21 protein-coding genes and 5 pseudogenes are annotated in these 23,102 nt (G+C 53.0%); 19 read left to right on the top strand and 7 right to left on the bottom strand.

Features of this window, described 5'->3' with window-relative positions:
* Positions 1-14: 14 nt before the first annotated feature.
* Positions 15-704 (bottom strand): energy-coupling factor ABC transporter permease, encoded by a 690-nt coding sequence (locus AACY52_RS09865; RefSeq protein WP_339417399.1) that lies wholly within the window; start codon positions 702-704, stop codon positions 15-17.
* Entirely contained in the window at positions 701-1,168 is a 468-nt protein-coding gene (locus tag AACY52_RS09860) for an FAD/FMN-containing dehydrogenase (protein WP_339417398.1), read from the bottom strand. Before AACY52_RS09860 ends, AACY52_RS09865 begins: the two co-directional genes overlap by 4 nt.
* 103 nt (positions 1,169-1,271) lie before the next feature.
* On the opposite strand from AACY52_RS09860, the gene AACY52_RS09855 reads away from it, so the two are divergent.
* The 3 genes from AACY52_RS09855 to AACY52_RS09845 are packed head-to-tail and all read left to right on the top strand — an operon-like array spanning position 1,272 to position 3,488.
* Positions 1,272-1,901 (top strand): DUF1780 domain-containing protein, encoded by a 630-nt coding sequence (locus AACY52_RS09855; RefSeq protein ID WP_339417397.1) that lies wholly within the window; start codon positions 1,272-1,274, stop codon positions 1,899-1,901.
* 54 nt (positions 1,902-1,955) lie between these two features.
* Entirely contained in the window at positions 1,956-2,129 is a 174-nt protein-coding gene (locus AACY52_RS09850) for a DUF3094 family protein (RefSeq protein ID WP_339417395.1), read from the top strand.
* Positions 2,130-2,189: 60 nt separating this feature from the next.
* Positions 2,190-3,488, top strand: a complete 1,299-nt coding sequence (locus tag AACY52_RS09845) for an NAD(P)/FAD-dependent oxidoreductase (RefSeq protein WP_339417394.1) — start codon at positions 2,190-2,192, stop codon at positions 3,486-3,488.
* Between the two features lie 75 nt (positions 3,489-3,563).
* Here the strand turns inward: AACY52_RS09845 and AACY52_RS09840 are convergent.
* Positions 3,564-4,726, bottom strand: a protein-coding gene (locus AACY52_RS09840) for an IS3 family transposase (RefSeq protein WP_339560450.1) whose coding sequence is annotated in 2 segments (ribosomal slippage) — positions 3,564-4,474 and positions 4,474-4,726 — 1,164 coding nt in all. Because the reading frame shifts where the segments join, the coding sequence is not laid out codon by codon here.
* A gap of 64 nt (positions 4,727-4,790) precedes the next feature.
* Here AACY52_RS09840 and AACY52_RS09835 point away from each other — a divergent pair.
* A pseudogene (locus AACY52_RS09835) lies at positions 4,791-5,018 on the top strand (DNA helicase); the annotation flags it as partial.
* 216 nt (positions 5,019-5,234) lie between these two features.
* Here the strand turns inward: AACY52_RS09835 and AACY52_RS09830 are convergent.
* Complete coding sequence (locus AACY52_RS09830; protein ID WP_339437670.1) at positions 5,235-5,429, bottom strand: LuxR C-terminal-related transcriptional regulator; 195 nt, start codon at positions 5,427-5,429, stop codon at positions 5,235-5,237.
* A gap of 225 nt (positions 5,430-5,654) precedes the next feature.
* Here AACY52_RS09830 and AACY52_RS09825 point away from each other — a divergent pair, with 225 nt between their 5' ends.
* The 13 genes and pseudogenes from AACY52_RS09825 to AACY52_RS09770 form a co-directional block, all read left to right on the top strand.
* Positions 5,655-6,911 carry an HlyD family efflux transporter periplasmic adaptor subunit gene (locus tag AACY52_RS09825; RefSeq protein ID WP_339437677.1) on the top strand — a complete coding sequence of 419 codons (1,257 nt, stop codon included), beginning with the start codon at positions 5,655-5,657 and terminating at the stop codon, positions 6,909-6,911.
* 10 nt (positions 6,912-6,921) lie between these two features.
* Positions 6,922-9,072: a peptidase domain-containing ABC transporter gene (locus AACY52_RS09820; protein WP_339437671.1), complete on the top strand. Its 2,151-nt coding sequence runs from the start codon at positions 6,922-6,924 to the stop codon at positions 9,070-9,072.
* A 143-nt stretch (positions 9,073-9,215) separates the two neighbouring features.
* Positions 9,216-10,493: a TolC family protein gene (locus tag AACY52_RS09815; RefSeq protein ID WP_339437672.1), complete on the top strand. Its 1,278-nt coding sequence runs from the start codon at positions 9,216-9,218 to the stop codon at positions 10,491-10,493.
* Between the two features lie 72 nt (positions 10,494-10,565).
* Positions 10,566-11,663, top strand: a complete 1,098-nt coding sequence (locus AACY52_RS09810) for an SbmA/BacA-like family transporter (protein WP_339437673.1) — start codon at positions 10,566-10,568, stop codon at positions 11,661-11,663.
* A gap of 23 nt (positions 11,664-11,686) precedes the next feature.
* Positions 11,687-13,408 carry a hypothetical protein gene (locus AACY52_RS09805; protein WP_339437674.1) on the top strand — a complete coding sequence of 574 codons (1,722 nt, stop codon included), beginning with the start codon at positions 11,687-11,689 and terminating at the stop codon, positions 13,406-13,408.
* A complete protein-coding gene (locus AACY52_RS09800; RefSeq protein WP_339437675.1) occupies positions 13,405-13,866 on the top strand; it encodes a toxin-activating lysine-acyltransferase in 462 nt (153 codons plus the stop codon). The genes AACY52_RS09805 and AACY52_RS09800 overlap by 4 nt, the downstream gene beginning before the upstream one ends.
* A gap of 1,113 nt (positions 13,867-14,979) precedes the next feature.
* A pseudogene (locus AACY52_RS09795) lies at positions 14,980-15,225 on the top strand (transposase); the annotation flags it as partial.
* A gap of 85 nt (positions 15,226-15,310) precedes the next feature.
* A complete protein-coding gene (tnpB, locus tag AACY52_RS09790; RefSeq protein ID WP_339437676.1) occupies positions 15,311-15,670 on the top strand; it encodes an IS66 family insertion sequence element accessory protein TnpB in 360 nt (119 codons plus the stop codon).
* Positions 15,671-15,688: 18 nt separating this feature from the next.
* A pseudogene (locus AACY52_RS09785) lies at positions 15,689-16,239 on the top strand (IS66 family transposase zinc-finger binding domain-containing protein); the annotation flags it as partial.
* A gap of 83 nt (positions 16,240-16,322) precedes the next feature.
* Positions 16,323-16,682, top strand: coding sequence for an IS66 family insertion sequence element accessory protein TnpB (gene tnpB / locus AACY52_RS09780; RefSeq protein WP_339560449.1), 360 nt, complete (start codon positions 16,323-16,325; stop codon positions 16,680-16,682).
* Between the two features lie 18 nt (positions 16,683-16,700).
* A complete protein-coding gene (locus AACY52_RS09775; RefSeq protein ID WP_339560448.1) occupies positions 16,701-18,233 on the top strand; it encodes an IS66 family transposase in 1,533 nt (510 codons plus the stop codon).
* Positions 18,234-18,326: 93 nt separating this feature from the next.
* Positions 18,327-18,635, top strand: coding sequence for an outer membrane protein transport protein (locus AACY52_RS32205; protein WP_370467936.1), 309 nt, complete (start codon positions 18,327-18,329; stop codon positions 18,633-18,635).
* Positions 18,634-19,395: pseudogene (locus tag AACY52_RS09770) on the top strand (OmpP1/FadL family transporter); the annotation flags it as partial. The gene AACY52_RS32205 and the pseudogene AACY52_RS09770, both read left to right, overlap by 2 nt.
* Positions 19,396-19,725: 330 nt before the next feature.
* Here AACY52_RS09770 and gcvA read toward each other — a convergent pair.
* Complete coding sequence (gene gcvA, locus AACY52_RS09765; RefSeq protein ID WP_339437748.1) at positions 19,726-20,643, bottom strand: transcriptional regulator GcvA; 918 nt, start codon at positions 20,641-20,643, stop codon at positions 19,726-19,728.
* A gap of 185 nt (positions 20,644-20,828) precedes the next feature.
* On the opposite strand from gcvA, the gene AACY52_RS09760 reads away from it, so the two are divergent.
* The gene (locus AACY52_RS09760) at positions 20,829-21,602 is read left to right on the top strand and encodes an SDR family oxidoreductase (protein WP_339437747.1); all 774 of its coding nucleotides are present in this window, start codon (positions 20,829-20,831) and stop codon (positions 21,600-21,602) included.
* 74 nt (positions 21,603-21,676) lie between these two features.
* Positions 21,677-21,970, top strand: a complete 294-nt coding sequence (locus tag AACY52_RS09755; RefSeq protein WP_339437746.1) for a cupin domain-containing protein — start codon at positions 21,677-21,679, stop codon at positions 21,968-21,970.
* Here the strand turns inward: AACY52_RS09755 and istB are convergent.
* Positions 21,962-22,717 (bottom strand): IS21-like element ISPre4 family helper ATPase IstB, encoded by a 756-nt coding sequence (gene istB, locus AACY52_RS09750; protein ID WP_339416325.1) that lies wholly within the window; start codon positions 22,715-22,717, stop codon positions 21,962-21,964. The genes AACY52_RS09755 and istB overlap by 9 nt on opposite strands.
* A 20-nt stretch (positions 22,718-22,737) precedes the next feature.
* A pseudogene (locus tag AACY52_RS09745) lies at positions 22,738-23,102 on the bottom strand (IS21 family transposase); the annotation flags it as partial.

Raw genomic sequence — 23,102 nt, 5'->3', positions numbered from 1 at the left:
GGATTTGATCTGGGTCAACGCTGTGAGTCGTCGTCCTTCCAGGGCGCCGAGAGGTAGCGAGTACGGTTGAAGGTCTCCAGCCATTCCGGGCAAAACACCACCAACGCGCTGATGACCATGCCGTTGATAAAGGCCTCTGGAAAGATGATCAACCACAGATAACCGACGAAATCCTCCAGCCATTCCGGCATGGCAAAAAGACCGTCGAACCACAACAGCCCAAGCCCGAACAACAGGCAGAGCAACGCCGACAGTGCGGCGGCAAAAAAGCCGGAGCAGAAAATATACACAAAGGGATTGCGCGGCTGCGCACGCTCGACCAGCAATGCGCAGCCCTCGGTAACCAGCACTGGCAGCCCGATAAGCAGCAAGCCGTTGACACCAAGGGCGGCCAGGTCCTGGCGCCCCAACAACATCAGGCTCACCTGGGCAGCAAAGCCGCCGACGATCGCCAGTGGCCAATCCAGCAGCAGGGTGACGGCAGTCATGCCGATAAAGTGGTAAGACACACCGGTATCGAAATCCCGCCGTACCAGCCACAGCATGAACAACGCGAACACCGTGCCAAACAGCAAATGCTGACGTCTGCGGTCGGCAAACAACTCGACCCATGGCGAACGCAAGATTGCCCACAGCACCACCGGCGCGTACAACAGCCAGCCGATGCCAAGGGTTTGCGGCGCCAACACGGCCGCACTGATCACGGCTTCACCTGCTCCAGGGCTTGGCGCAGCTCAGCGCCAGAGCTGTATTCGCGTTGCGCGACCAGCTTGCCGTTATCCAGTTGCAGCCACAGCACCTTATCCACAGGGCCCGGATAACGCGGCGCGATGCGCGCGTCACGGTCCAGCATGACCCGGTAGTTATAGGACTGCATGGCCGGCACTGCGAACAGTTTGGCGATCAGTCGGGGCATGCGCTGGATATCGGCGACAAACACCCCGCGCCTTGCCTCCAGATACCCCTTGGGCTGCCCTTGCAATGCCGCATCCACCCATTTGGCGGCGTCCATGCTGCGCGCCACCAGCAAGATCTGCGCCTGGTCATTCAGGGTGTAGGGCTGGTCGAATTGATCCAGCAACGTCCAGGGCGCCAGGCGCTCACCCACTTCAACGGCCTGGGACCACACGGGAAAAAGGCTGAGCATCAGCAACACTAAAAACTTCACTACGCACTCCTAAAGTTCGATTTGACGATCGAGTGGTCAGTCTACACCGAGCTTTTACAGCGGGACTTCCTGCGGTCATGATTTGAGCGCTAAGCTGCTAGCTATGGATGACTCAGATTACTTGCGTCTGCTCACCGTGGCGGCCGAACAAGCCAACGCTTTCCTGTCCAATGCCCGCAAGTGGGAGCGTGAGCGTTGGGTGTGCCAGCGCCTGCTGCAAGGCTTGAACGTGCCCTACCGGACTGAAGAGTTTCACGCCGCGGGGCAAGAACCGCCGGACGTGCTGTTTCGCGACGCCAGTTTCGAAGTGTTTTTTGTACTGGATGAAGGCCGTCGCCTGAACGACGAATGGCGTGACGAGTTGCTGCGCCGCCGCAGCGCTTTCTCCCTGAGCCAACTGGTACGACGTGAAGCCAAGCCGCGACGCATTCCGGCCCATGAGTTTTTAATGCGCCTGGCGCCCACGCTGCGCAAAAAGGCCCACAACTATAAAGAGCGCGGCATGGACCTGGGGGAGCTGGATATCGTCGCTTTCTCCAGTCTCAAGCGCGAAGTGCTCGACCTTAACAGCCACTTCCCGCCACCGACGGAATACCTACGCCAGGGCTGGCGCTCGCTGTCACTGGTGGGGCCGACCTTTGCACGGGTGCTGTTCGCACACCCGGACGCGCCGGATTTCTTGCGCAACAACCTGGGCCGCAGCATAGTGTTCGACGTGGGCATCAGCCTCTGAGCCCCCGGACTGTAACGTGGCGCCCTTTTGCAACGTCTACCTGACGAGGCCTTTATGACCAGCCGCCTGAACCCCGATGACCAACAGCATGTCGAAGAGTATCTGCAACTCTCCCAACACCGAGTCGAGCGCAAGCCTTTCCGGCCATGGCTGCTCCTCTGTGTGGTGCTTGTAGTGGTGATCGGCCTCGGCCTGTTGAGTCGCCTTTTGAGTTACCTGACGCTATGAGCTGCCTGGCGCTCGCGGGGGTAACCGCTCAGATTTCTTTTAGCCTTGCGAGATATCCCCATGACCCATCGTATTATTATCGTCGGCGGCGGCGCCGGCGGCCTGGAGTTGGCTACCCGCCTGGGTAAGACTCTGGGCAAGCGTGGAACCGCCAGCATCACGCTGGTGGACGCCAACCTGACCCATATCTGGAAGCCCTTGCTGCACGAAGTGGCCGCAGGTTCGCTGAACTCTTCGGAGGACGAACTCAATTATGTCGCCCAGGCCAAATGGAACCACTTCGAGTTCCAACTAGGGCGCATGAGCGGGCTTGACCGTGAACAAAAGAAGATCCAGCTCGCCGCCACGCTTGATGAAGAAGGCCGTGAGCTGGTGCCCGCACGCGTGCTCGGCTATGACAGCCTGGTGATCGCGGTCGGCAGCACCACCAATGACTTCGGCACCGAAGGCGCAGCGCGACACTGCCTGTTCCTCGACACCCGCAAGCAGGCCGAGCGCTTCCACCAGCAATTGCTCAACCATTACCTGCGCGCCCATGCCGGGCAGACCGATGTGGTGGAAAAAATCAGCGTCGCCATCGTCGGCGCCGGTGCGACCGGCGTCGAACTGGCCGCAGAGCTGCATAACGCCGCCCATGAGTTGGCCGCCTATGGCCTGGACCGCATCAAGCCGGAAAACATGCACATCACCCTGATCGAAGCCGGGCCACGGGTGTTGCCTGCCCTGCCGGAGCGTATCGGCGGGCCTGTGCATAAAACCCTGGAAAAGCTCGGAGTGACGGTGCTGACTAACTCGGCGGTCAGTGAAGTGACGGCCGACGCCCTGATCACCAGCAGCGGCCAAGTGATTCCAGCCAGCCTCAAGGTGTGGGCCGCTGGCATTCGCGCACCAGGTTTCCTCAAGGATATCGACGGCCTGGAAACCAACCGTATCAATCAGCTGCAAGTGTTGCCGACGCTGCAAACCACACGCGACGAAAACATCTTCGCCTTTGGTGACTGCGCTGCTTGCCCACAAGCGGGCACCGACCGCAACGTACCGCCAAGGGCCCAGGCGGCTCACCAACAGGCGTCGCTGCTGGCAAAATCGCTGAAGCTGCGCATTGAAGGCAAGGACCTGCCGTCGTACAAGTACACCGACTATGGATCGCTGATTTCGCTATCGCGGTTCTCGGCGGTGGGCAACTTGATGGGTAACCTCACTGGCAGCGTGATGCTGGAAGGCTGGTTGGCGCGGATGTTTTACGTGTCGCTGTACCGGATGCACCAGATGGCGCTGTACGGTTTCTTCCGTACGGCGATGCTGATGCTGGGCAGCAAAATCGGCCGAGGCACCGAGCCACGCCTGAAATTGCACTAACAACACGACCCCGGATGGGATCTGGTAAACGTGGGAGCCCGCTCCCACATTTACTTTGCGCGGAGTCTGTAGTGGTCAACTGATCCCGGACACGACGTTAAGTTTTTTCTCGGCCTGAGCCGGTGGCAGCCCACCATTAAATTGGTGCGGTCGAATCCAGTTGTACCGGTGCATCAAAAAATGACTGATATCCCGCTGAGCTTGTTGAACCGTCGTGTAGCCCATGATCGGTATCCACTCGGTTTTCAGGCTCCTGAACACCCGCTCCATCGGCGCGTTATCCCAACAATTTCCTCGCCGGCTCATGCTCTGACGTATGCGATATCGCCAAAGGCGCTGGCGAAAACTCCGGCTTCCATATTGCGAGCCTTGATCGGAGTGGAATAGCAATCCTTGAGGCTTCCCTCGCTGCTCGTAAGCCATGTCCAAGGCCTTGATGACCAAGTCGGCATCCGGCTTTCCCGACAACGCCCAGCCCACAACACGGCGGGCAAAAAGATCTAGCACAACCGCCAGATACTGCCATTTCCCTTGAGCCCAGATGTAAGTGATATCGCCACACCAGACGTGGTCAGGAGCAGGCACATCAAACTCCCGGTTCAAAATATTAGGGATGTCGGGCCGCTCGACCGTCGCCTTTTTGTAAGCATGCGATCCCGGTTGTTTGCTGACCAACTCCAGCTCGCGCATCAGGCTGCGCACCTTGAATCGCCCGATCTGCTCGCCGTCGTCCTGCATCATAGCCATGATGCTACGGCTACCTGGAGCACTGCGGCCTTGGGTGAACAACTCGTTCACCCGACTGCGCAATCGAAGGCGTTCTACATCCGGTGTGCGGCGCCTGAGATGCCGAGCGTAGTAGCACGAGCGGGTCACTTCAAACACCTTGCACAGCCAATCAACCGGCTCGTGGATGCTCAACTGGTCAATCAGCGCGAACGCTCGAGATCTTCCGACATCAAGAGCGCGGTAGCCTTTTTTAAGATCGATTTTTCCCGCTCAAGGCGAGCAATTCGGGCTTCCAGCTCTTGGATTTTCTGCTGCTCCGGGGTCAGCGCTTTGCTCTGCAGGGTGACGCCCGTGCGTTCTTGTTGCACCTGGTCGACCCATCGGCGCAAAGCCGACTCCCCGACACCAAGCGAGCGGCTGGCCTCAATGAAGCTGTAATCCTGCTTAAGAACGAGGTCGGCAGCCTCGCGTTTGAATTCAGGGGAAAAGGTACGGCGTTGTTTGGTCATCAGACACCTCTCTGTGGCGAGCATTCTCGCCTAAATGGGTGTCCGGTTTCATTAGACCACTACAGAACGTCACTACCTGACCCAGAGCTTTCGCTTCGGCCCTGCCGTCGCGCATGTGGCCAACATCATTCTATTTTACAAGGGTGAGACATGAAAGCTGCAGGGGTTAGGTTGTAATACCCTGGTTAAACGGGCTCTGCCTGAAGAGCTACCGCATCGCACGTTTATCCATCGTATCGTGACCGGCGTCATCGAGAACGCCCTGCAGCTGGTCGCAAGCAACCCCAAGATTTCTGGGTCGTACGCATTTTGGAAGTTGTGTTTAAACTAGTGTCAGTGGAACTGATAATTCTGGTTGGCAGCCATTCTGGTGGGTATTGAGGCCCTCAGGTATATGGGTGAAGGATGTCAAGAATATTTTAAATCAGTCACGCTCCCCTACGGCTGTAGGGGGTGACTAAATGTTTGGAACCTGGGATAGTAAATAATCAAGTAGGTGTGGGCAGACCTATCTAGTTCCTTTCATTGTGCTGGTTTTAACAGCTAACTCAACACGGCTTGATGTGTTGGTTTTTTTTAGCATTGATGAAATATGGTCTCTTACAGTGTGGTCGCTGATTCCTAACTCTCGGCCAATTTCCTTGTTGGTTAAGCCTTGAACTAAAAAACTCAGTACCGCGGACTCTCGATCAGTAATGTTCAATACGCTGCTCCCTGCGCTCGCTCATATAGGGTGTTGAAGAAAGAATGACTCCCGTCTATAGCTGTAAGGCTAACGAATGAGGCGGTCAGAAATTTACCTTGGGAAATTGATTTTTATCAGGTGTGGAGCTGATGACTGTTCTGTGACGCCGTGGGGATGCGTACTGCTTCGGGTGAGCCCTGGAAAAAGATTGAAAAAGGATGAATTGTGCCATCGGAAACACCGTTGTTCCGGCTAGAAGCTCTGAGCGCTAGGCAAGCTAATTGGCTAGGGGAGATCGTGCTCGTTAGGCCCGTTTCCTTCGCCGTGCTGACGCTGATTGCTGGGCTCTTTGCAGTCATGGTGGTGAGTTTTTTTCTATGGGGCAATTACACAAAGCGCATTACCGTCACGGGTCAGTTGGTGCCGTTCTCGGGGCAACTGAAAATACACGCACCTCAGTACGGCTTAGTCCTGGAGCGCTTTATCGATGAGGGCCAGCCGGTCAAGCAAGGAGCGCCACTGTTCCGAATTTCCAGTGAGCGCTATGCCGGTGATTCGCGGCCAGTTCAAGCAGATGTAACCCATCAACTTACCATTCGACAGCACTCCCTGAATGACGAGTTAGTCAAAAAGAAGCTACTGCAGTCAGAGGAACGACAAAGCTTGCTAAGCAAGCTCGAAAGTTTACGACGGCAGTTGCGGACGCTGGCGCGGCAAACAGCCAGTCAAGAGAAGCTTGTAAAGCTGGCGACCAATGCGGCTGATCGATATCAAGGATTGATGGACAAGGGCTACATCTCAATGGATCAGCTGCAACAGCGTCAGTCCGAACTCCTAGGCCAGCATCAGACCCTCCAGGGACTGGGCCGCGAAACGACAGTGCTGAACCAGCAGTTGGTGGAAACCAATCATGAGTTTGCAGGTCTTTCGTCGCTGCATGAAAACCAACTGGGAGATATTCAGCGCTCATTATCAGGCATCCAGCAAGAACTCATCGAAAGTGAAGCCAAGCGTGCCTTGACCATTACGGCTCCCCAGGGAGGCGTAGCTACTGCGATTCTCGTTGAGCCGGGCCAGACAGTTGATAGCTCACGGGTTTTGATGAGCATCGTGCCCGCCAATTCTCACCTGCAAGTCGAACTGTACGCGCCGAGTAAAGCCATCGGTTTCATTCATACCGGTGACCCTGTGAGGGTGCGTTATCAGGCGTACCCGTATCAGAAGTTCGGCCAACACAGCGGCAACGTCGCCTCTATCTCAAAGGCGACGTTGTCTGCCGCTGAGTTGGCAACGATGACCGGCAGTGTCCCAGGACTTGGATTGAATGGTGAGCAGATTTACCGCATACGCGTCGATATCGAAGCGCAATCCGTGATGGCATATGGCAAGTCGCGACCGCTGCAAACCGGCATGTTGGTTGAAGCTGACATCCTGCAGGAGACTCGCCGTCTCTATGAGTGGGTGCTTGAGCCGCTCTACAGCCTGACTGGTAAATTCTAGGAGATACCGCATGAACTATCTCGATGCGATCTCTTTGCGAATGGGCCGTCGCTTGCCCTTGATCCTGCAAACCGAAGCGACGGAGTGTGGCCTGGCTTGCCTAGCGATGATCGCAGGGTTTCACGGTCATCATGCCACGCTGATGGACTTGCGCCGTCAATTCAGCGTGTCGCTCAAGGGAAGTACGCTCAAGCAATTGATCCAGACTGCTGACCAACTGAATCTTGGGACGCGAGCTGTCAGGCTGGAGCTTGAAGATCTGGGCAAACTAAAGTTGCCTTGCGTTTTGCATTGGAACTTCAACCACTTCACTGTTCTCAAGGCTGTAGAGAACCAACAAATTATTGTGCATGACCCTGCCTCCGGCATCCGGCATTTGAGCTTGGCCGAAGCTAGCAAGTATTTCACCGGTGTGGCACTTGAAGTCTGGCCAGGTGGGAGCTTTGAAAAGCAGCAGCCAAAGCCTCAGGTCAAATTGATGAGCATGCTGGGGAGAGTGAGCGGCCTGTATCGTTCTCTTGGACAGGTGCTTGCCTTGGCGCTGGCGCTGGAAGTGTTCTCACTGGTCAGTCCTTTCCTGTTGCAATGGACGCTCGACAACGTGCTGGTCACCCAAGATCGTGACCTGTTGACAACTTTGATTATCGGCTTTGGCTTGCTGTTGCTGATGCAGCAAATGGTGAGCGCCATACGGGCCTGGGTCATGATGCATTTGAGCACGCTATTGAGCGTGCAATGGCGCGCCAATGTATTCAGTCATCTGTTGCGTCTGCCTATCCACTATTTTGAAAAGCGGCATCTAGGGGATGTCGTTTCCCGTTTCGGTGCCGTCGATGTCATACAGGGAACCCTGACAGCGGCGTTCTTTTCTGCCGTGCTCGATGGTCTCATGACCATCGTTACTTTCATTCTCATGTTTATCTACAGCCCGTTACTGGCGGCCATAGCCGCCACAGCGATGGCCCTGTACGCCATGGTTCGCTGGGCGTGGTACTACCCGTTGCGTAGGGCTAGTGAAGAACAGATTGTTCACGCCGCCCGCCAGGAAAGTCACTTTCTTGAAACGGTGCGTGGTATGCGGCCGATCAAGCTGTTCCAGCGTCAGAACGAAAGGCGTCTTGCCTGGCTTAGCTTGCTGGTAGAACAGATCAATGCAGGGTTGAGAACGCAGAAGTTGCATCTGATCTACACGCAGTTGAACGGTTTGATATTTGGTTTGGAGAATCTGGTTGCCATCGGTTTGGGTGCCTCCTTGGTGATGAATAACCAGTTCACTGTCGGCGTATTAATCGCGTTTATGGCTTACAAAAATCAGTTCGTTAGCCGCGTCGCGAACTTGATCGATAATCTTTTTGAGCTTTACATGTTGCGTTTGCAAGGTGAGCGGTTGGCTGACATTGTCATGCACCCACCGGAAGAAAGCCGCGGCACATCAGCAAATTCAACGTGGCCAGCCTGCCCGGTGGATATTGAGCTTAAAGGCGTGAAGTACCGATATTCCGAGCAAGAGCCGTTCGTGCTCAATGGCGTTGATATGTATATCGCACAAGGCGAGTCGGTGGCCGTCACCGGCGCTTCGGGCAGCGGCAAGAGTACGCTCGTTAGCTTGCTGCTGGGTATCTTCCAGCCTACCGAAGGCCGGATACTCATGGCAGGGAGTGATCTACAACAACTGGGAACCGAAACATTCCGGGGCAAGATCGGGACAGTCATGCAGGACGACTGCCTGTTCGCCGGTTCACTCTCAGACAACATCGTGTTTTTTGAGTCTCACCCAGATCTGGATTGGGCTATGGAGTGCGCGCGCATGGCGTCCATTCATGCCGACATCCTTGCTATGCCTATGGGTTACAACACCCTCGTGGGCGATATGGGGACGGTCTTGTCGGGTGGCCAGAAACAGCGTGTGTTATTAGCCAGGGCACTCTACAAGAAACCCGACATCCTGATTCTTGATGAGGCCACCAGCCACCTGGATATGGCGTGTGAGCAACAAGTCAATGAGGCTGTGCGAGCGCTGAAAGTGACGAGGATCATTATTGCTCATCGCGCTGAGACGATTGCCTCGGCAGATCGTGTAGTGGTGCTGGAGCATGGGCGGGTTGTACCGGTTCCGTTTGCTGAACCCCATTGTATTCATGCTATTGGCACGGTCACTTAGTGATGAGTATTTCACGCTCCTTCACAGTAGTGGCTTGTCTTTGTGCTTTCTCTCATTGGGGACTAGCAGCCGGTCTGGATGTGTTCGCGACCGAGCGTAAGGTTGCGCGAACAGCTACTCACCCCATCGACAGAGTTCCCCGTATGTGTGAGCACAGCCTGGTAGCTGCGCGCTTAACATTGGAGGACATGATAGAGCGGGTGCTGTGCCACGATCCCCAGGCGAGGATCAACTTGGCAAATGCCAGGACTCAGGCCGCGTATGTCGGAGTGCGGCAGTCGGCGTATCTTCCCAGACTTAATGCAAGTTCGGGTATCACCACGGGTCGCACCGATACGAATTATGACCAGCGTGAGGAGTACTCCGGCCGCAGCCATAAAAGCCAAGTAGATCACCGACTGGCCTTGAGCTGGGTGTTGTTTGATTTTGGTCGGCGCGACGCAGCGTTGCGTAATGCTCGCCAATTGTTGATTGCGGCGAACGCTAATCAAGATGAGCAATTGCAGCAAACCTTCATACTGGCTGCGCAATTGTATTACGACACGCTGGCGGCACAAAACAGTCAGATTGCTGCTGCTCGGGTGGCGGCCCTGGCATCCGAAAACCTTAAGGCTGCCAGTGCCAAGCATGACGCAGGTGCTGCTGCACTTTCGGACCGCCTCCAAGCCGAGGCGGCGTATTCCCAAGCGGCACTCAATGAAGTCCGCAGCAATGGGGCTTTAATCAATGCCAAGGGCCTGATCGCCATGCGCATGGGGCTGGCGCCGCAAACACCACTGAAGCTCGTCGGAAGTCTGACACGGCGTCCGGATACCCAATTTGTCAAAGGTATTGATGAGTTACTTGAGCAAGCCCGGCAGGATCATCCTTCGCTCGTTGCCGCAAAGGCCAGGCTGGATGCGGCAAAAGCAGCCATTGACGAGAATAAAGCGCAGGGCCGCCCGACCTTGTCATTTATTGCCAATGCGTCGGATGTGCAGCTCAATCAATCAATGGCATTAAACGGTGATAGTCGAACACGTGACAACAGTGTCGGACTGCAACTGAATATTCCTTTATTTGAGGGTTTCGAGCGTACTTACCAAGTACGTGGTGCTGAGGCGCAAATGGAGGCGATGGAGGCGGAGCTGACCAATGTTGAGCAGCGTATTTCCATAGACCTGTGGAGTAACTACCAAGCGCTCATCATTGAAACGCGGTCACTGGAAAAGACAGCCGAATGGGTAGAACAATCCAATCAGGCGCTGGACGTGATGCAAGGCCGCTATCGTTCTGGCGTCGGCAGCATGATTGAACTGCTCAATGCGCTAACTGCGTATGCGACCGCAGAGCAACAACACATTAGCGCCCTCCACAGCTGGCAGATGGCGCGCTTGAGATTAGCGGCAAGTCTGGGGCGCTTGGGGTTCTGGGCGCTATAGCTAGTGGTGATTATAAGTAAGTCGTGTTAGTTAAAAATAAAATTATAAATGTAAACAAACCGAGAAGCCATAATGGATGCGGATGCAGCAAGTACGGATGCGGTAAAGTTTAACGAAAACAGTTTTATGCAAAATACGTTCTTGTTGACTTCATTGTATTGGAAGTCGGAGGACAAAGTGTTTGCATGGTGTGCACTGATTGCCTTAGTGACGCTTTCGCTTTTAGGGGTTGCCACAGCGCTAGCGCTCAACGAGTGGTACAAATATTTTTACAATGCTATTCAAGACCACGATGGACAAAGATTTTATAGGTTAACGCTGGTTTTTTTTGGCATCGTATGTTTCTCGGTAGGCCGTTCTGTGCTAACCACTTTTTTAGTGGATATTTTTGCACTCAAATGGCGTCGTTGGTTGACTAATCATTACCTAACAGCATGGATCGCAAAGCCCTTACAGCCTGATAAAGTAGAAAATTGTGTAGATAATCCTGATCAGCGCATTGCTGAGGACATAAATAAATTCACCTTCTCCACGGTCTACCTGACTTGTGGTCTTATTTACACGTTGGCAAGCGTGGTGTCGTTCAGTATCGTGTTAATTGGTCTCTCGGGAAGCGGCACATTATGGGGGATGACAGTGCCTGCCTATATGTTTTGGGCGGCTATTTTTTATGCGATTGTAGGTATGTATATAAGTCAAAAAATTGGATTCAAGCTGGTTTCGTTAAATAATAATCAGCAAAAATCAGAGGCAGATCTCCGGTATTCTCTTGTGCAATACCGCGACAGCAGTAAAATTGATCTTCTCGAGAAAACCCGTCGCTCCGAAAAAAATCAGATTAGTAGCAAGCTGGATGTGAGTCTGGCTAATATGCGTCGCACCATTAAAGTTAAAGTTAGGTTGTCACTGTTTACAGAAAGTTATAGTCAGCTTTCTTTGGTGTTCAGTAGCTTGTTGGCTGTTCCTAGGTTTTTCTCTGGGAGCATTAAGTTTGGTGATGTTATGCAGATCAACTCAGCATTCGGCAATCTTTGCGAGAATTTGAGTTGGTTTATCAATGCCTATCATAATATTGCTGAGTGGAAAGCAACGACTGACCGTCTTATATCGTTCGATGGAGCCCTGCTGGGGCGTACTGATGAATGTGCTGGGTATAAGTCGTTTAGATGATTTCTCAAAGTAAGGAGTTGCGCGTGGCACAGTCGCGATTGTCTGACCTGCCAGAGGTCTTCGTACCTTTCGAGACGGTCAAGGCTCAAAAAGGAAAAATAGTTTTTTATAACAATAATCTTGAGAGCAATTTGAGCGAGTCGGAATTATTGTCTAGCTACAACTATGTGACTGTAGATAGTGATGCTGAAGTAAACGCTGCCGGAGAAAAGAAAATATTTTATGCCGAACGTTATGGTGGCGACGGCATTTTAACCAACGGAGGAGGAGGGCGCTGCGGCTACGACGGTACCTTCCATTTGAAAGGGCTAGGCGCTAATCAGTTGGTTGGCGCCCGGGCACTGGATGGCTATGGAAACTCCCATGGAAACGGCTTCCTATCACTGGATGTAGCTGTTTATGAAGCCATTTGGGGTGAAATAATTAACCTTGCGTTACCTCATGGCGCAGTAAGGACCGCGGCCGTTATAGATTTGGGTGTTGACTTTAAGGAGCCAGATCAGACGCTCCCGCGTGGATTACTAGTCAGAGTACCTGCCGTACGCCCCGCACATTTTATTAGGGCTGTTTATTTCAAAGAGAGAAAACATACTGATTTGAGTGAGGATGCCAAACGAGTGATGTTGGCGGTAAGGAAATTAGTCCACTTTCTGCCAAGCAAAGGATTGGAGCAAATCGCTAGCGAGGAAAAACGTCTTGAAAATGGGATGATAGAATTGGCGAACCGTTACGCTAATCAGTTCGCTGCTGCAAGGGTTAAACGAATATTTCATCAAAGTATCAGTGCTTCTAATGTGACATTGGACGGCGCGTGGATGGATTTGGCAGGTGCAACTGTCTTTTCAAATGCAATGTGGTGGGACGGGTTTAATATCAATCGATTTATGTCTGAGTACGCTCCAGCAATGGAAAGTATACAGGAGATGTGCTTTTATCTCAGCAAGTACAAAGTTGTTAGCGCCGAAAATTCAAATAGTATATTGGAAAAGTCAGTTGCGACGTTTGCTCGTGAATACGAAAGAAATCTGTACTTATATACAGCGGTACAGCTTGGGTTTCCGCTTTCAGTTATTCAAGAAGTACTGAGTGAACCAGTTTTTATTGAGTTTTCAAAGATTTTACAAAAGGCATTAGCCTATGATGAGTTTTCGTTGGTGCCCGTCACGGCGTCCTTGAGTTGGGAGGGCTGTGAACATTATGTGTCCCGCTTGTATCGTCAATTACTGGTGCAAAAATTCACCGGAGCATTACAGGACATGACCTGGTTTTGTAAGGATGCGAGGCTTATGGCTGAGTTAATGGACGCTTATTATCGGATAGTCGAACTGATGCTCATTAAGGTGAAAGTCTCCAAGGCCAGTCTTTGCTATTTCGTTGCTTATATGGCGATTAGCATTACTCGACTGAATCGGGTGAGTAAACTGCTATTGGAGGTTCGTGAAAGAATTATCAAATTAAGGGTTAACTCAATAGCGAATAAACGGGATTATTCTTATACTGCTCAACTGGAGTGCACGGTACGAGATGCAAGGTTGTCCTATAGCTGCCCTAAGTCGTTTGACACAATACTGTGGGAGGCTGATGGCGTTGTTATAAATTTTAATGGGCTGAGCGGCATCTATACGGCAGTCGATAGTCGGGGCTGTGAAACACAATTCAGTAAGGTTGTCGACTTAGTAAAAACTGTAAAAGGACAGGATGACCTGCTGACGTTTTATGAGGGTGTGAAGGAGTTTCTACCATGAGTAAAAAATTTCGGTTGCTTACACAGTGTCGAAAAAACAATTTGATGGAAAAAGCTAAGTTGATTGGGTTCGCTGCCTGGATAGTCATGCAATGTCGGCGTTATTCAATGCTTAGATTAGTCGATTTCAAGGTGTGGGTTATTCCTGCCATCGATCATAAGCAAATCGTATTTTTCTTTGATGATTATGACAGTCCGGTTGGGTATGTTATCTGGGCGAATTTAGCTTCCGATAGTGAGCGTAGGATGTTAGAGGATCCGAATTTTCTACTGCATGAGTCTGAATGGGATGAAGGAAACCGTACTTGGATAATTGACTGCTGTTTTCCGTATGGAGGCTTAATCTACGCACGTCAATGTTTGCGGGATATATTTTATGGAGAGCATGTAAGGTCGGTAAGTTGGGTGCGGAGGAACTCCGATTACTCAGTGAGAAAGATTTCAAAATCAACTATTTAAAGCGTTTCTGTACAGGTGACTATTAGTTTTTGCGAGCGGTAGTGTGGGTTCGAGTACCTCGTGGCGGTCGTCTGAGATGTGATTTTTACTAAGTATTAGCGTTTATCCGGATAAGTGTAACAACTTGTGTCTATGTATTTAGGGTAATTGAACATGTGCTGCGTGCGCAGGTATCCCCCTACATTTGTAGTGGTTGCGCTGTTTAGTTTTCCCACCTAGCATACCTGAGGATTGGTGGGATTAAAGTATCTCAAATACTCGACGATGTACTGCTTTGGGCAGGCTAAAGCCTAAGTGAATGAATCTATATTCAGGGAGAGTTAACCATGCGTGAAGTTACGATGGAGGAAGCGAAAGCCGTTTTTGGCGCTTACGGTGTCCCGGGGGCAATTGGGGGCGCGGCTGCCGGTGCTACGGCTTATGTTGGAGGGCTTATTGGCGGAGGCTCGTTCAGTGCGGGTGAGTTCATGGCAGCCGTTGGGGCGGGAGCACTGGGTGGGGCGGTTATGGGGCCCGCCAGTATTGGCCGTACCTTGGCTTCTGCGGGTGTCGCTTTCACTGGGGGTGTTATCGTCGGAAATGCGGGGCGGCTAACTAACGGCTCTTAGCCAAAATAGTGTTAAATAGTGAATTTGATCATTCGATTTTATGATTTAGTACCTTGCAGGCACTATAGTTATTTACAATGCTTTTGCAGTTAGGTGGGGATATGTCAATCGTTATTTCGCTGTTGATCGGTTTGTTTTTAGCACTTGCAGTAAGGGGAGGTGCGTCAATAATAAATTCGAAATTTGGCGGTAATATCCAGCGTAAGCACTTACAGGTGTTTATGTTGCCACTAATAATTTGCGTGGTAATTTTCATTGTTCCAAAACTGATGGTTTATTTTGGTCTAAATCAATCGTAATGCTTCTGGTTTGACGTCGCCGCTCATAGCGGCGAATTATTATTGTGTGATATGTTCATGTTCTGGCGCCACGCTCAATACTTGCTCTCTATTGCTCCTTCGAGTCACTGTTTTGACTACCCATGATCGTCAATTATTTCGGGGTGAATCGCCCTGGGTTTCGTAGACACCTACATGCCTTAAACTGAGCCCAATCAGGTGGTGCCATGAGCAACCCACGTTATCCCGAAGAATTCAAAATCCAAGCGGTCAATCAAGTGACCGAAAAGAAGCTGCCTTTCGCTGATGTGGTGGCGCGTCTTGGCGTGTCGACGCATAACCTCTATGCCTAGATAAAGCTCTACAGCAAATCTCAAGCAGAACGGCAGCAAGGCGATGATCATCACGCTGAACTGCGTCGTCTGCGAGCCGAACTCAAGCGGGTCATCGAAGAGCGAGACATCTTAAAAAAGTAAGTGATCCATGATCCCCACATTCCAAGCCCGCATTTGATCCCCGATGCTGCGCTCCCGATCTCTTTCTGGAGCCAGCCCCGCCATGATGCGACCCGACGCCAAAGTCGAAAAAGTGTACCTCGACCCCAAGCCGGTAGACTTTCGAAAATCCATCGACGGCCTCGCCGCATTGGTCGAACTGGATATAAAAGTGGCCGTGTTCGATCCGGTGCTTTTCGTCTTTCTCAACAAGTCCCGCAACCGTGTGAAGATCTTGTACTGGGAGCGCAACGGCTTCTGCCTTTGGCTCAAGCGACTGGAGTCCGAACGCTTCAAAACATCGCCCGATGCCGCTGACGAGGCGATTATCCTCAGCGTCCAGGAACTGAACTGGCTGCTCGACGGTTTCGACCTCTGGCGCAACCGTCCTCATCAGGTTTTGACGCCGCGCTACGTGGCGTGACCCGGTATAATCCGGGCCATGATTTCTCTACCCGACGACCTTCCTGATGATCCTGTTTTGCTCAAGCAATTGCTGCTTGAGGCACTCAGTCGCCAGGAGGAATCGGCCCAGGCTTATCAGACCCACATTGTCGACCTGAAAGAACAGATCAAGCTATTGCGCGACCGGCTGTTTGGCGCAAGTCTGAGCAAACCGTTGAGCCCAACACGCCACAATTGGCCTTGTTCAACGAGCCTGAAAGCGAACCCATGCCGTTGGTGGGCGATGCCAATGAAGAAGTCGTTGCACCGACACCTCGCCGTGGCCAACGCAAGCCGTTGCCGGCTGAGTTGCCACGTATAGAAGTTATCCATGAATTGCCCGAACACGAACTGACCTGTGTCTGTGGTTGCCGCAAACATGCCATCGGGGAAGAAACCAGCGAGCAGCTGGATATCGTGCCGATGCAGATCCGCGTCATCAAACATATCCGCAAGATCTACGTTTGCCGAGGCTGCGAAACTGCACCGGTGACCGCTGACAAACCGGCCCAGTTGATCGAAAAAAGCATGGCCAGCCCCAGCGTGTTGTAAGCGATCCACCATGTACACATTCAAAACTGCCCGTTGAAGCCTGATGCTGTGCTCCCGATTCCCATCAGGAGCCCGCAGTTATGATGCGCCCCGACGCCAAAGTTGAAAAAGTCTACCTCTACCCCAGGCCTGTCGACTTCCGAAAATCCATCGACGGCCTCGCCGCCCTGGTTGAATTGGATATCAAAGTGGCAGTGTTCGATCCCGTGCTTTTTGTTTTTCTGAATCGCTCCCGTAATCGGGTGAAAATCCTTTATTGGGAGCGCAACGGCTTCTGCCTTTGGCTCAAGCGCCTCGAATCCGAACGATTCAAAACGTCCCCTGACGATACGGATGAAGCCATTGTCCTGACGGTTCAGGAACTGAACTGGCTGCTCGACGGTTTTGATCTGTGGCGCAACCGCCCACATCAGGTTTTGACGCCGCGATTTGTCGCGTAGTTGGATATAATCCGGGCCATGATTTCCATGCCCGACGACCTCCCCGATGATCCGGTTCTGCTCAAGCAAATGCTTGTGCAGATGCTCAGTGAGCGTCAGGTGGACAAAGACCAGATTGTTGATCTGAAAGAACAGATCCGGCTATGGCGTGAACGTTTTTTCGGGCGTAAATCAGAACAAACCGTCGATACGCAGACGCCACAGCTCGCGCTCTTTAATGAACCTGAAAGTCTCGCTGTTCCGGTCTGCGACGAGTCTGACGAAGAAGCCGTTGCGCCTACCAAGCGCCGTGGCAAGCGCAAGCCGTTGTCGACTGACTTGCCGCGCATCGAAGTTATCCACGAACTTCCAGAGCACGAACTGACCTGCGCCTGCGGCTGTCGCAAACACGTCATTGGCGAAGAAACCAGCGAACAGCTGGAGATCGTGCCGATGCAGATCCGCGTACTCAAACACATCCGCAAAGTGTACGGTTGCCGCAGTTGTGAAACCGCGCCGGTCACCGCTGACAAACCCGCTCAGATAATCGAAAAGAGCATGGCCAGCCCCAGTGTGCTGGCGATGTTGTTGACCACCAAGTATGTCGATGGTCTGCCGCTGCATCGTTTTGAAAGTGTACTGAGTCGACACGGCGTCGATATTCCACGGCAAACCCTGGCGCGTTGGGTGATCCAGTGCAGTGAACACTTTCAGCCACTGCTGAACCTGATGCGTGATCGATTACTGGAAAGTCCGGTGATCCACTGCGACGAAACCCGCGTCCAGGTACTCAAGGAACCGGATCGAGACCCGACCAGCCAATCCTGGATGTGGGTGCAAGCCAGCGGCCCGCCAGAGCGGCCAGTGATCCTTTTTGACTACACCACCAGCCGAGCGCAGGAGGTGCCGTTGCGCCTGCTCGGCGACTATCGCGGCTACGTGATGACCGATGATTATGCGGGTTACAACGCATTGGCGTTGCAACCCGGAGTTGAGCGTTTGGCGTGTATGGTCCATGCGCGACGCAAGTTCGTCGAAGCGCAGAAGGTACAGCCCAAGGGCAAGACCGGTCGCGCCGATATCGTGCTGGCGATGATGAGCAAGTTGTATGGCATCGAACGCGAGCTCAAGGATGCCTGCGATGAACAGCGGTTTATCGGTCGGCAGGAGAGAAGCTTGCCGGTACTCGCCGAGTTGAAAAGTTGGCTGGAGAAAACGCAGTCCCAAGTCACGCCGCAAAGTGTGCTGGGCAAGGCGGTGAATTACCTGGCGAACAACTGGAGCCGGTTGGAACGCTATGTGGAGGCCGGCCATTTGCCGATCGATAACAACTTGGCGGAGCGTGCGATAAAGCCGTTTGTTATTGGGCGCAAGGCGTGGCTGTTCAGTGACACGCCTAAAGGCGCCACGGCCAGTGCGCAGATCTACAGTTTGGTCGAGACAGCCAAGGTCAACGGCCAAGAGCCCTATACGTGGCTGCGCCACGTACTGGAGCGATTGCCGCACGCCTCGTCAGTAGAAGATTACGAAGCGCTGCTGCCGTGGAACTGCTCGCCACAGATGCCACGGTAAACCGAGGTTACATCTTGTGGTAGGTGGGGTTTGTGGATCGCACTCTTTTCAACTTTGGCGTCGGGGCGCATCATGACGGCGGGCTCCTGAAGGATATCGGGAGCCCAGCATCAGGCATCAAATGGCAGCTTTGAATGTGTAGACGATGGATCGCTTACTAATAAAGGCGATTCAGTTCCTTTGACCGCCATCCCGTTTGGATATTACTCAACCCCTATCGACGAGCGCTATAGCTTTGGCTTGGGGCTGTACGCAACTTACGGACTCGTCAATAACTACGAAAGCTCCTTCCAAGGCAGATATCACGGTTCTTATAGCAAGGTCGAAGTGAAGACTTTTAATCCTGCACTTGCATTTCGAGTGAATGATCGACTGTCGGTAGGGGGGCGGAGTCACGGTTAATCGTATTGAGAGTCAATTGGAGTCATTCATCAATACCGGGCCGTTGAGCAACGGCAAAGACACGAAAATTAAAGTTAAGGGAGGCGATACGGCAATTGGTTATAATTTTGGTCTGCTAGTTGACTTGACTGATAGCACCACTTGGGGGGTGACGTATCGCTCAAAAATTGATTTCCATGTAAAGGGTAAAACTCGTATCAGCGAGTCTCCCGCTGCTTTCGGTTTGGATGGTCGCTACGATAATAAACTTGATACAACTATGCCTGAGTCGGTGGATACGTCAATCACTAATCGCTTTGATGATCGTTGGACTGGGTATGTCGGCACGACTTGGACTCGATGGAGTCGGATACAGAGAGTTGAAGCGTTGAATAGTGGGTTGCCTGTATTAGGACAGCAATTGGGCTTTGATAACACAGGGGATGATTTCAAGCTACATAATACGCTGGCAGGGGCTGTCGGGGTTTCATACCAACTATCATCACAATGGTTGCTTCGCACCGGGTACGCTTATGACCCGTCGCCCGCTAGGAATTCACATCGTAATGTTCGACTCCCAGTTGGCAATAGAAATGCAATAACTTTGGGCGCGGCTTTCTCACCAAGCAGTGAGCTGACCGTTGATCTTGCGTACGGTTATTTGCGTGAGTCATCAACAATCATTAATCAAGTCGATACAAATGGCGCGCAGCCTAGCTATAAAGCTGAATACAATAATAGCGCACACATTATGGCTGCACAGCTAACGTATAAGTTTTAGGATGGTTGCGCCTCTCAGGAATACCCAAGCAAAATTATCGCGCTGTAACACAATTTTCCAGGTGGTTCAGGTTGAATGCAAAATTCCCTTTGTAGGTGTTTCTGCTATAAAAGGCGGTCAAGTCGTTCAGAGCTAATGCCTGTCGACTTGAGCCTGCACATGGCTGTCTATGTTGATTAATGAATGTCAGTATTGCAGGAGTGGAAAACTCCTGCAATCTGGAATTGCATCAGCCGGATCAGTCTTGATCAAGGCGTACCGAGCAATTGCAGACCGCTGTCCCTTTTCTCAGTCTTGAGATGATAATCGTCAAGAACGCGAGATTTCGGGTCATTGATTAGGCGCCACCTCCATAAATATCCAATCTCGAAATGCTTTCAACCTCGGCAGGTTCGCACACTCAGGACGATATACAACGTAGTAGGCCAACGGAGAAACGACCTGGATGTCTGGAAACAAGCGAATTAGGCGGCCTGCAGCCAAATCATCTCTTGCCATAACGCTACGCGCGAGCGCGATACCTTGCCCATCTATCGCTGCTTGGAGCACAGCTGCACTGTTGTTGATCTTCATGCCCCGGCGCGTCTGTATATTTTTCGCCCCAGCCAAGCTCAACCAGGTTTCCCAAGTAGTGAACCCAGCGCTACCGTCCATCGATAGATCGTGGATCAGCGTTTGATTGGCCAATTCGGCCAGAGTGCTCAAACAATCCGAAGTGTTTTTCAGCTTAGGGGAGCACACAGGGAAAATGTCCTCGTCCATCAGTTTTTCTGCGATAAGACCAGGCCACTTACCGGCACCATATCGGACGCCGATATCTATTCGTTGAGCCTGGAAATCCAACGCTTTGAGTTGCGTGTCGAGTCGAACGTCGGTATCTGGCCAAGCCGTATGGAAACGCTCTATTCGCGGTAACAACCATTTGGCAGCGAAGGCGGGACTAACCGTGACAGTTAACACCCCGTTAGGTGAATGTTCCCTCATCCGCTCTACCCCTAACGTAAGCCGCTCGAATCCGGCCTGAATGTCGGGAAGCGCGCGCTCAGCGGACTCCGTAGCGACCAAACGTGATTTGCCGGTGGTGCCACGATGAAACAGAGACGTACCTAACCATTGCTCAAGCGTGCGTACCAGTTGCCCTACGGCTGCGGGGGTGACATTCAACTCATCCGCAGCAGCAGAAAAGCTTTGGTGCCGAGCGCTGGCTTCGAAAGCTCTCAGCGCGTTGAGGTGCACAGGCGCGACCATAGCGGTAAACCTTTTCTTTATCGTACTGACACTTTATCTCGTTTGTTCAGCTCCCGGTAGAAGCGAATACTTCACTCGTACCTCAGCAGTACATCGGTGGCTAGACACTTAAACGTCAGCCTCTGGGCTGGCAACAGGCTCTCGGCTTCCTGCATGCCATTACTCACCTTTTTTGGAGCACTCAAATGAGCAGTCAATTCGCCGGAAAGAAATTGTTAGTCGTGGGCGGCACCAGTGGTATGGGGTTTGAAACTGCCCGACTCTTCTTACAGCAAGGCGGCAACGTCGTTATTGTGGGCAGCCGCGCAGAAAAAACCGAACAAGCTCGCCAAGAGCTCGGCGTAATAGGGACTGTAAGCGCACTCACAGCAGACCTGACCAACCCAGAAAGCCTTGCGACGCTGCTGAAGGAAATTGATCAGCGCCACGCGGACGTCGACCTGCTGGTGAATGCGGCGGGCGTATTCTTCCCGAAGCCTTTTCTGGAGCACTTGGACGCTGACTACGATCAGTACATGCAACTTAACAAAGCCTCTTTCTTCATAACGCAAAAAGTCGCTGCGAACCTCGTCTCCAAGGGAAATCCCGGCGCCATCGTCAACATCGGCTCCATGTGGGGCAAACAGGCAATCGCCGCCACTCCTTCCTCTGCCTATTCGATGGCAAAAGCTGGCCTGCACTCGCTGACTCAGCACTTGGCGATGGAGCTTGCATCCAAGCATATCCGCGTCAATGCCGTATCACCTGCGGTGGTGCAGACCCCGATTTACGAAGGTTTCATTCCTAAAGCTGAAGTTCATGCCGCGCTGCAGGGCTTCAATAGCTTCCACCCTATCGGACGAGTAGGTACTCCTGAAGATGTCGCCGAAGTTGTTGTCTTCCTTCTCTCCGAAAAGGCCAGTTGGGTCACCGGTGCTATCTGGGACGTAGACGGCGGTGTTATGGCCGGTCGTAACTGATATGAGTTCGGGCATGCCTGCTTAGCCGGCATGCTCGATTTTTAATTCTTTGACTCCTTGGAGATACCGCACCAGTGCTCATCAATGCTGACTTCAACCAGCGCGCTACCGTCGCTGCCCAGGACTACGATTGGGTGGCATCGCCACAACTAGGTGTTGAGCGCGTCAGGCTTGATCGGGTCGGCGGCGAACAAGCTCGGGCGACGAGTATCGTTCGCTATTCAGCAGGTGCCAGCTTCGCTTTTCATCAACACCTGCGCATTCCACGCCATCCGGCCACCCAGTCCACCAACATCCGGCCACCCTTTCCACGCTCATCCGGCCAGGCAGTCGGAGCGCAGCGACGCAGGTTTGCATTGTTAGTCTGAAGTCTCTGTCGCCGTCAATTTCGTTGCGCGCCTGCGCATCGATTCGCCCTTCAGTTCGATCCGATAAGCGTTGTGCACCAACCGGTCGAGGATCGCATCGCCCAAGGTCGGATCGCCGATCAGCGCATGCCATTTGTCCACCGGCATCTGGCTGGTCACCAGTGTCGAGCGGTTGCCGTAACGATCATCCAGCAGCTCAAGCATGTCGCGCCGTTGCGCAGCGGTAAATGGCGCCAAGCCCCAGTCATCCAGGATCAGCAAGTCGGTCTTGGCATAACCCGCCATCAGTTTCGCGAAGCGCCCATCGCCGTGGGCTAGGCCCAGCTCTTCCATCAAGCGCGGCAGGCGCAGATAGCGCACGCTGTAACCGTCGCGGCAAGCTTTGTGAGCCAGCGCGCAGGCGAGCCAGGTTTTGCCTACACCAGTCGGGCCGCCGATGATTAGGTTCAGGCCATCGCGCAGCCACTGGCCGCTGCCCAGTTGCAGGATCAAGGCCTTGTCCAGCCCGCGCGGACTGCGGTAGTCGATGTCTTCCAGGCAGGCGTTGTGGCGCAGTCGTGCGGCTTTGAGGCGAGTGGTCAGGCGTATGTTTTCGCGCTCGGTCAGTTCGCGGTCAACCATCAGGCCGAGGCGTTCGTCGAAGCTGAGATCGTTGATGTCAGGCGTTGCGTGTTGTTCGCCAAGCGCCTTGATCATGCCGTTCAGGCGCAGGGTTTGCAGCTTGTCGAGTGTCGGGTTGGGCAGCATTTTGGTGCTCCTTTTTCAGGTCAGTGGTAGTAGCCAGGGCCGCGCAGGTTGATGTGTTCTTCGGGCAGTAACGGCAGGTTTTGCTGGGCCAGCGGTAGCCGCTCTAGTCCTTGGCGCAGGATCGATTCGAGGCTTTTGTAGCTACATGCACCCAGTGCCAGCGCACGCTGGCACGCGGCTTCCAGCCGCGCTTCGCCGTGCTGTTTGCTCAGGCGCAGGATCCCCAGGCAGGCGCGGAAGCCATGCTGCGGATGGATCCGGCGTTCGAGGATATGAGCGATGACACCAGCGGTGTTCGGCCCGGTCTGCTCAGCCCAGTGGATCAGTCGCTGCGGCGTCCATTCGGCATGTTCGCGGTGACTTTTGGGCATGTGCTCGGTTTGGG

This window comes from Pseudomonas sp. EA_65y_Pfl1_P113 (genome assembly GCF_963970525.1).
Taxonomy (GTDB): domain Bacteria; phylum Pseudomonadota; class Gammaproteobacteria; order Pseudomonadales; family Pseudomonadaceae; genus Aquipseudomonas; species Aquipseudomonas tritici.
Note: the sequence above shows the minus strand (reverse complement) of the source record. Positions and strands in the feature narration are given on the sequence as shown.

Coding starts and splice junctions, on each gene's coding strand:
- AACY52_RS09820 (WP_339437671.1), top strand. CDS start 6,922: ATGAACTATCTCGATGCGATCTCTTTGCGAATGGGCCGTCGCTTGCCC.
- AACY52_RS09815 (WP_339437672.1), top strand. CDS start 9,216: ATGTGTGAGCACAGCCTGGTAGCTGCGCGCTTAACATTGGAGGACATG.
- tnpB (WP_339437676.1), top strand. CDS start 15,311: ATGATGCGACCCGACGCCAAAGTCGAAAAAGTGTACCTCGACCCCAAG.
- AACY52_RS09760 (WP_339437747.1), top strand. CDS start 20,829: ATGAGCAGTCAATTCGCCGGAAAGAAATTGTTAGTCGTGGGCGGCACC.
- AACY52_RS09800 (WP_339437675.1), top strand. CDS start 13,405: ATGAGTAAAAAATTTCGGTTGCTTACACAGTGTCGAAAAAACAATTTG.
- istB (WP_339416325.1), bottom strand. CDS start 22,717: ATGCTGCCCAACCCGACACTCGACAAGCTGCAAACCCTGCGCCTGAAC.
- AACY52_RS09845 (WP_339417394.1), top strand. CDS start 2,190: ATGACCCATCGTATTATTATCGTCGGCGGCGGCGCCGGCGGCCTGGAG.
- tnpB (WP_339560449.1), top strand. CDS start 16,323: ATGATGCGCCCCGACGCCAAAGTTGAAAAAGTCTACCTCTACCCCAGG.
- AACY52_RS09775 (WP_339560448.1), top strand. CDS start 16,701: ATGATTTCCATGCCCGACGACCTCCCCGATGATCCGGTTCTGCTCAAG.
- gcvA (WP_339437748.1), bottom strand. CDS start 20,643: ATGGTCGCGCCTGTGCACCTCAACGCGCTGAGAGCTTTCGAAGCCAGC.
- AACY52_RS09810 (WP_339437673.1), top strand. CDS start 10,566: ATGGATGCGGATGCAGCAAGTACGGATGCGGTAAAGTTTAACGAAAAC.
- AACY52_RS09850 (WP_339417395.1), top strand. CDS start 1,956: ATGACCAGCCGCCTGAACCCCGATGACCAACAGCATGTCGAAGAGTAT.
- AACY52_RS09855 (WP_339417397.1), top strand. CDS start 1,272: ATGGATGACTCAGATTACTTGCGTCTGCTCACCGTGGCGGCCGAACAA.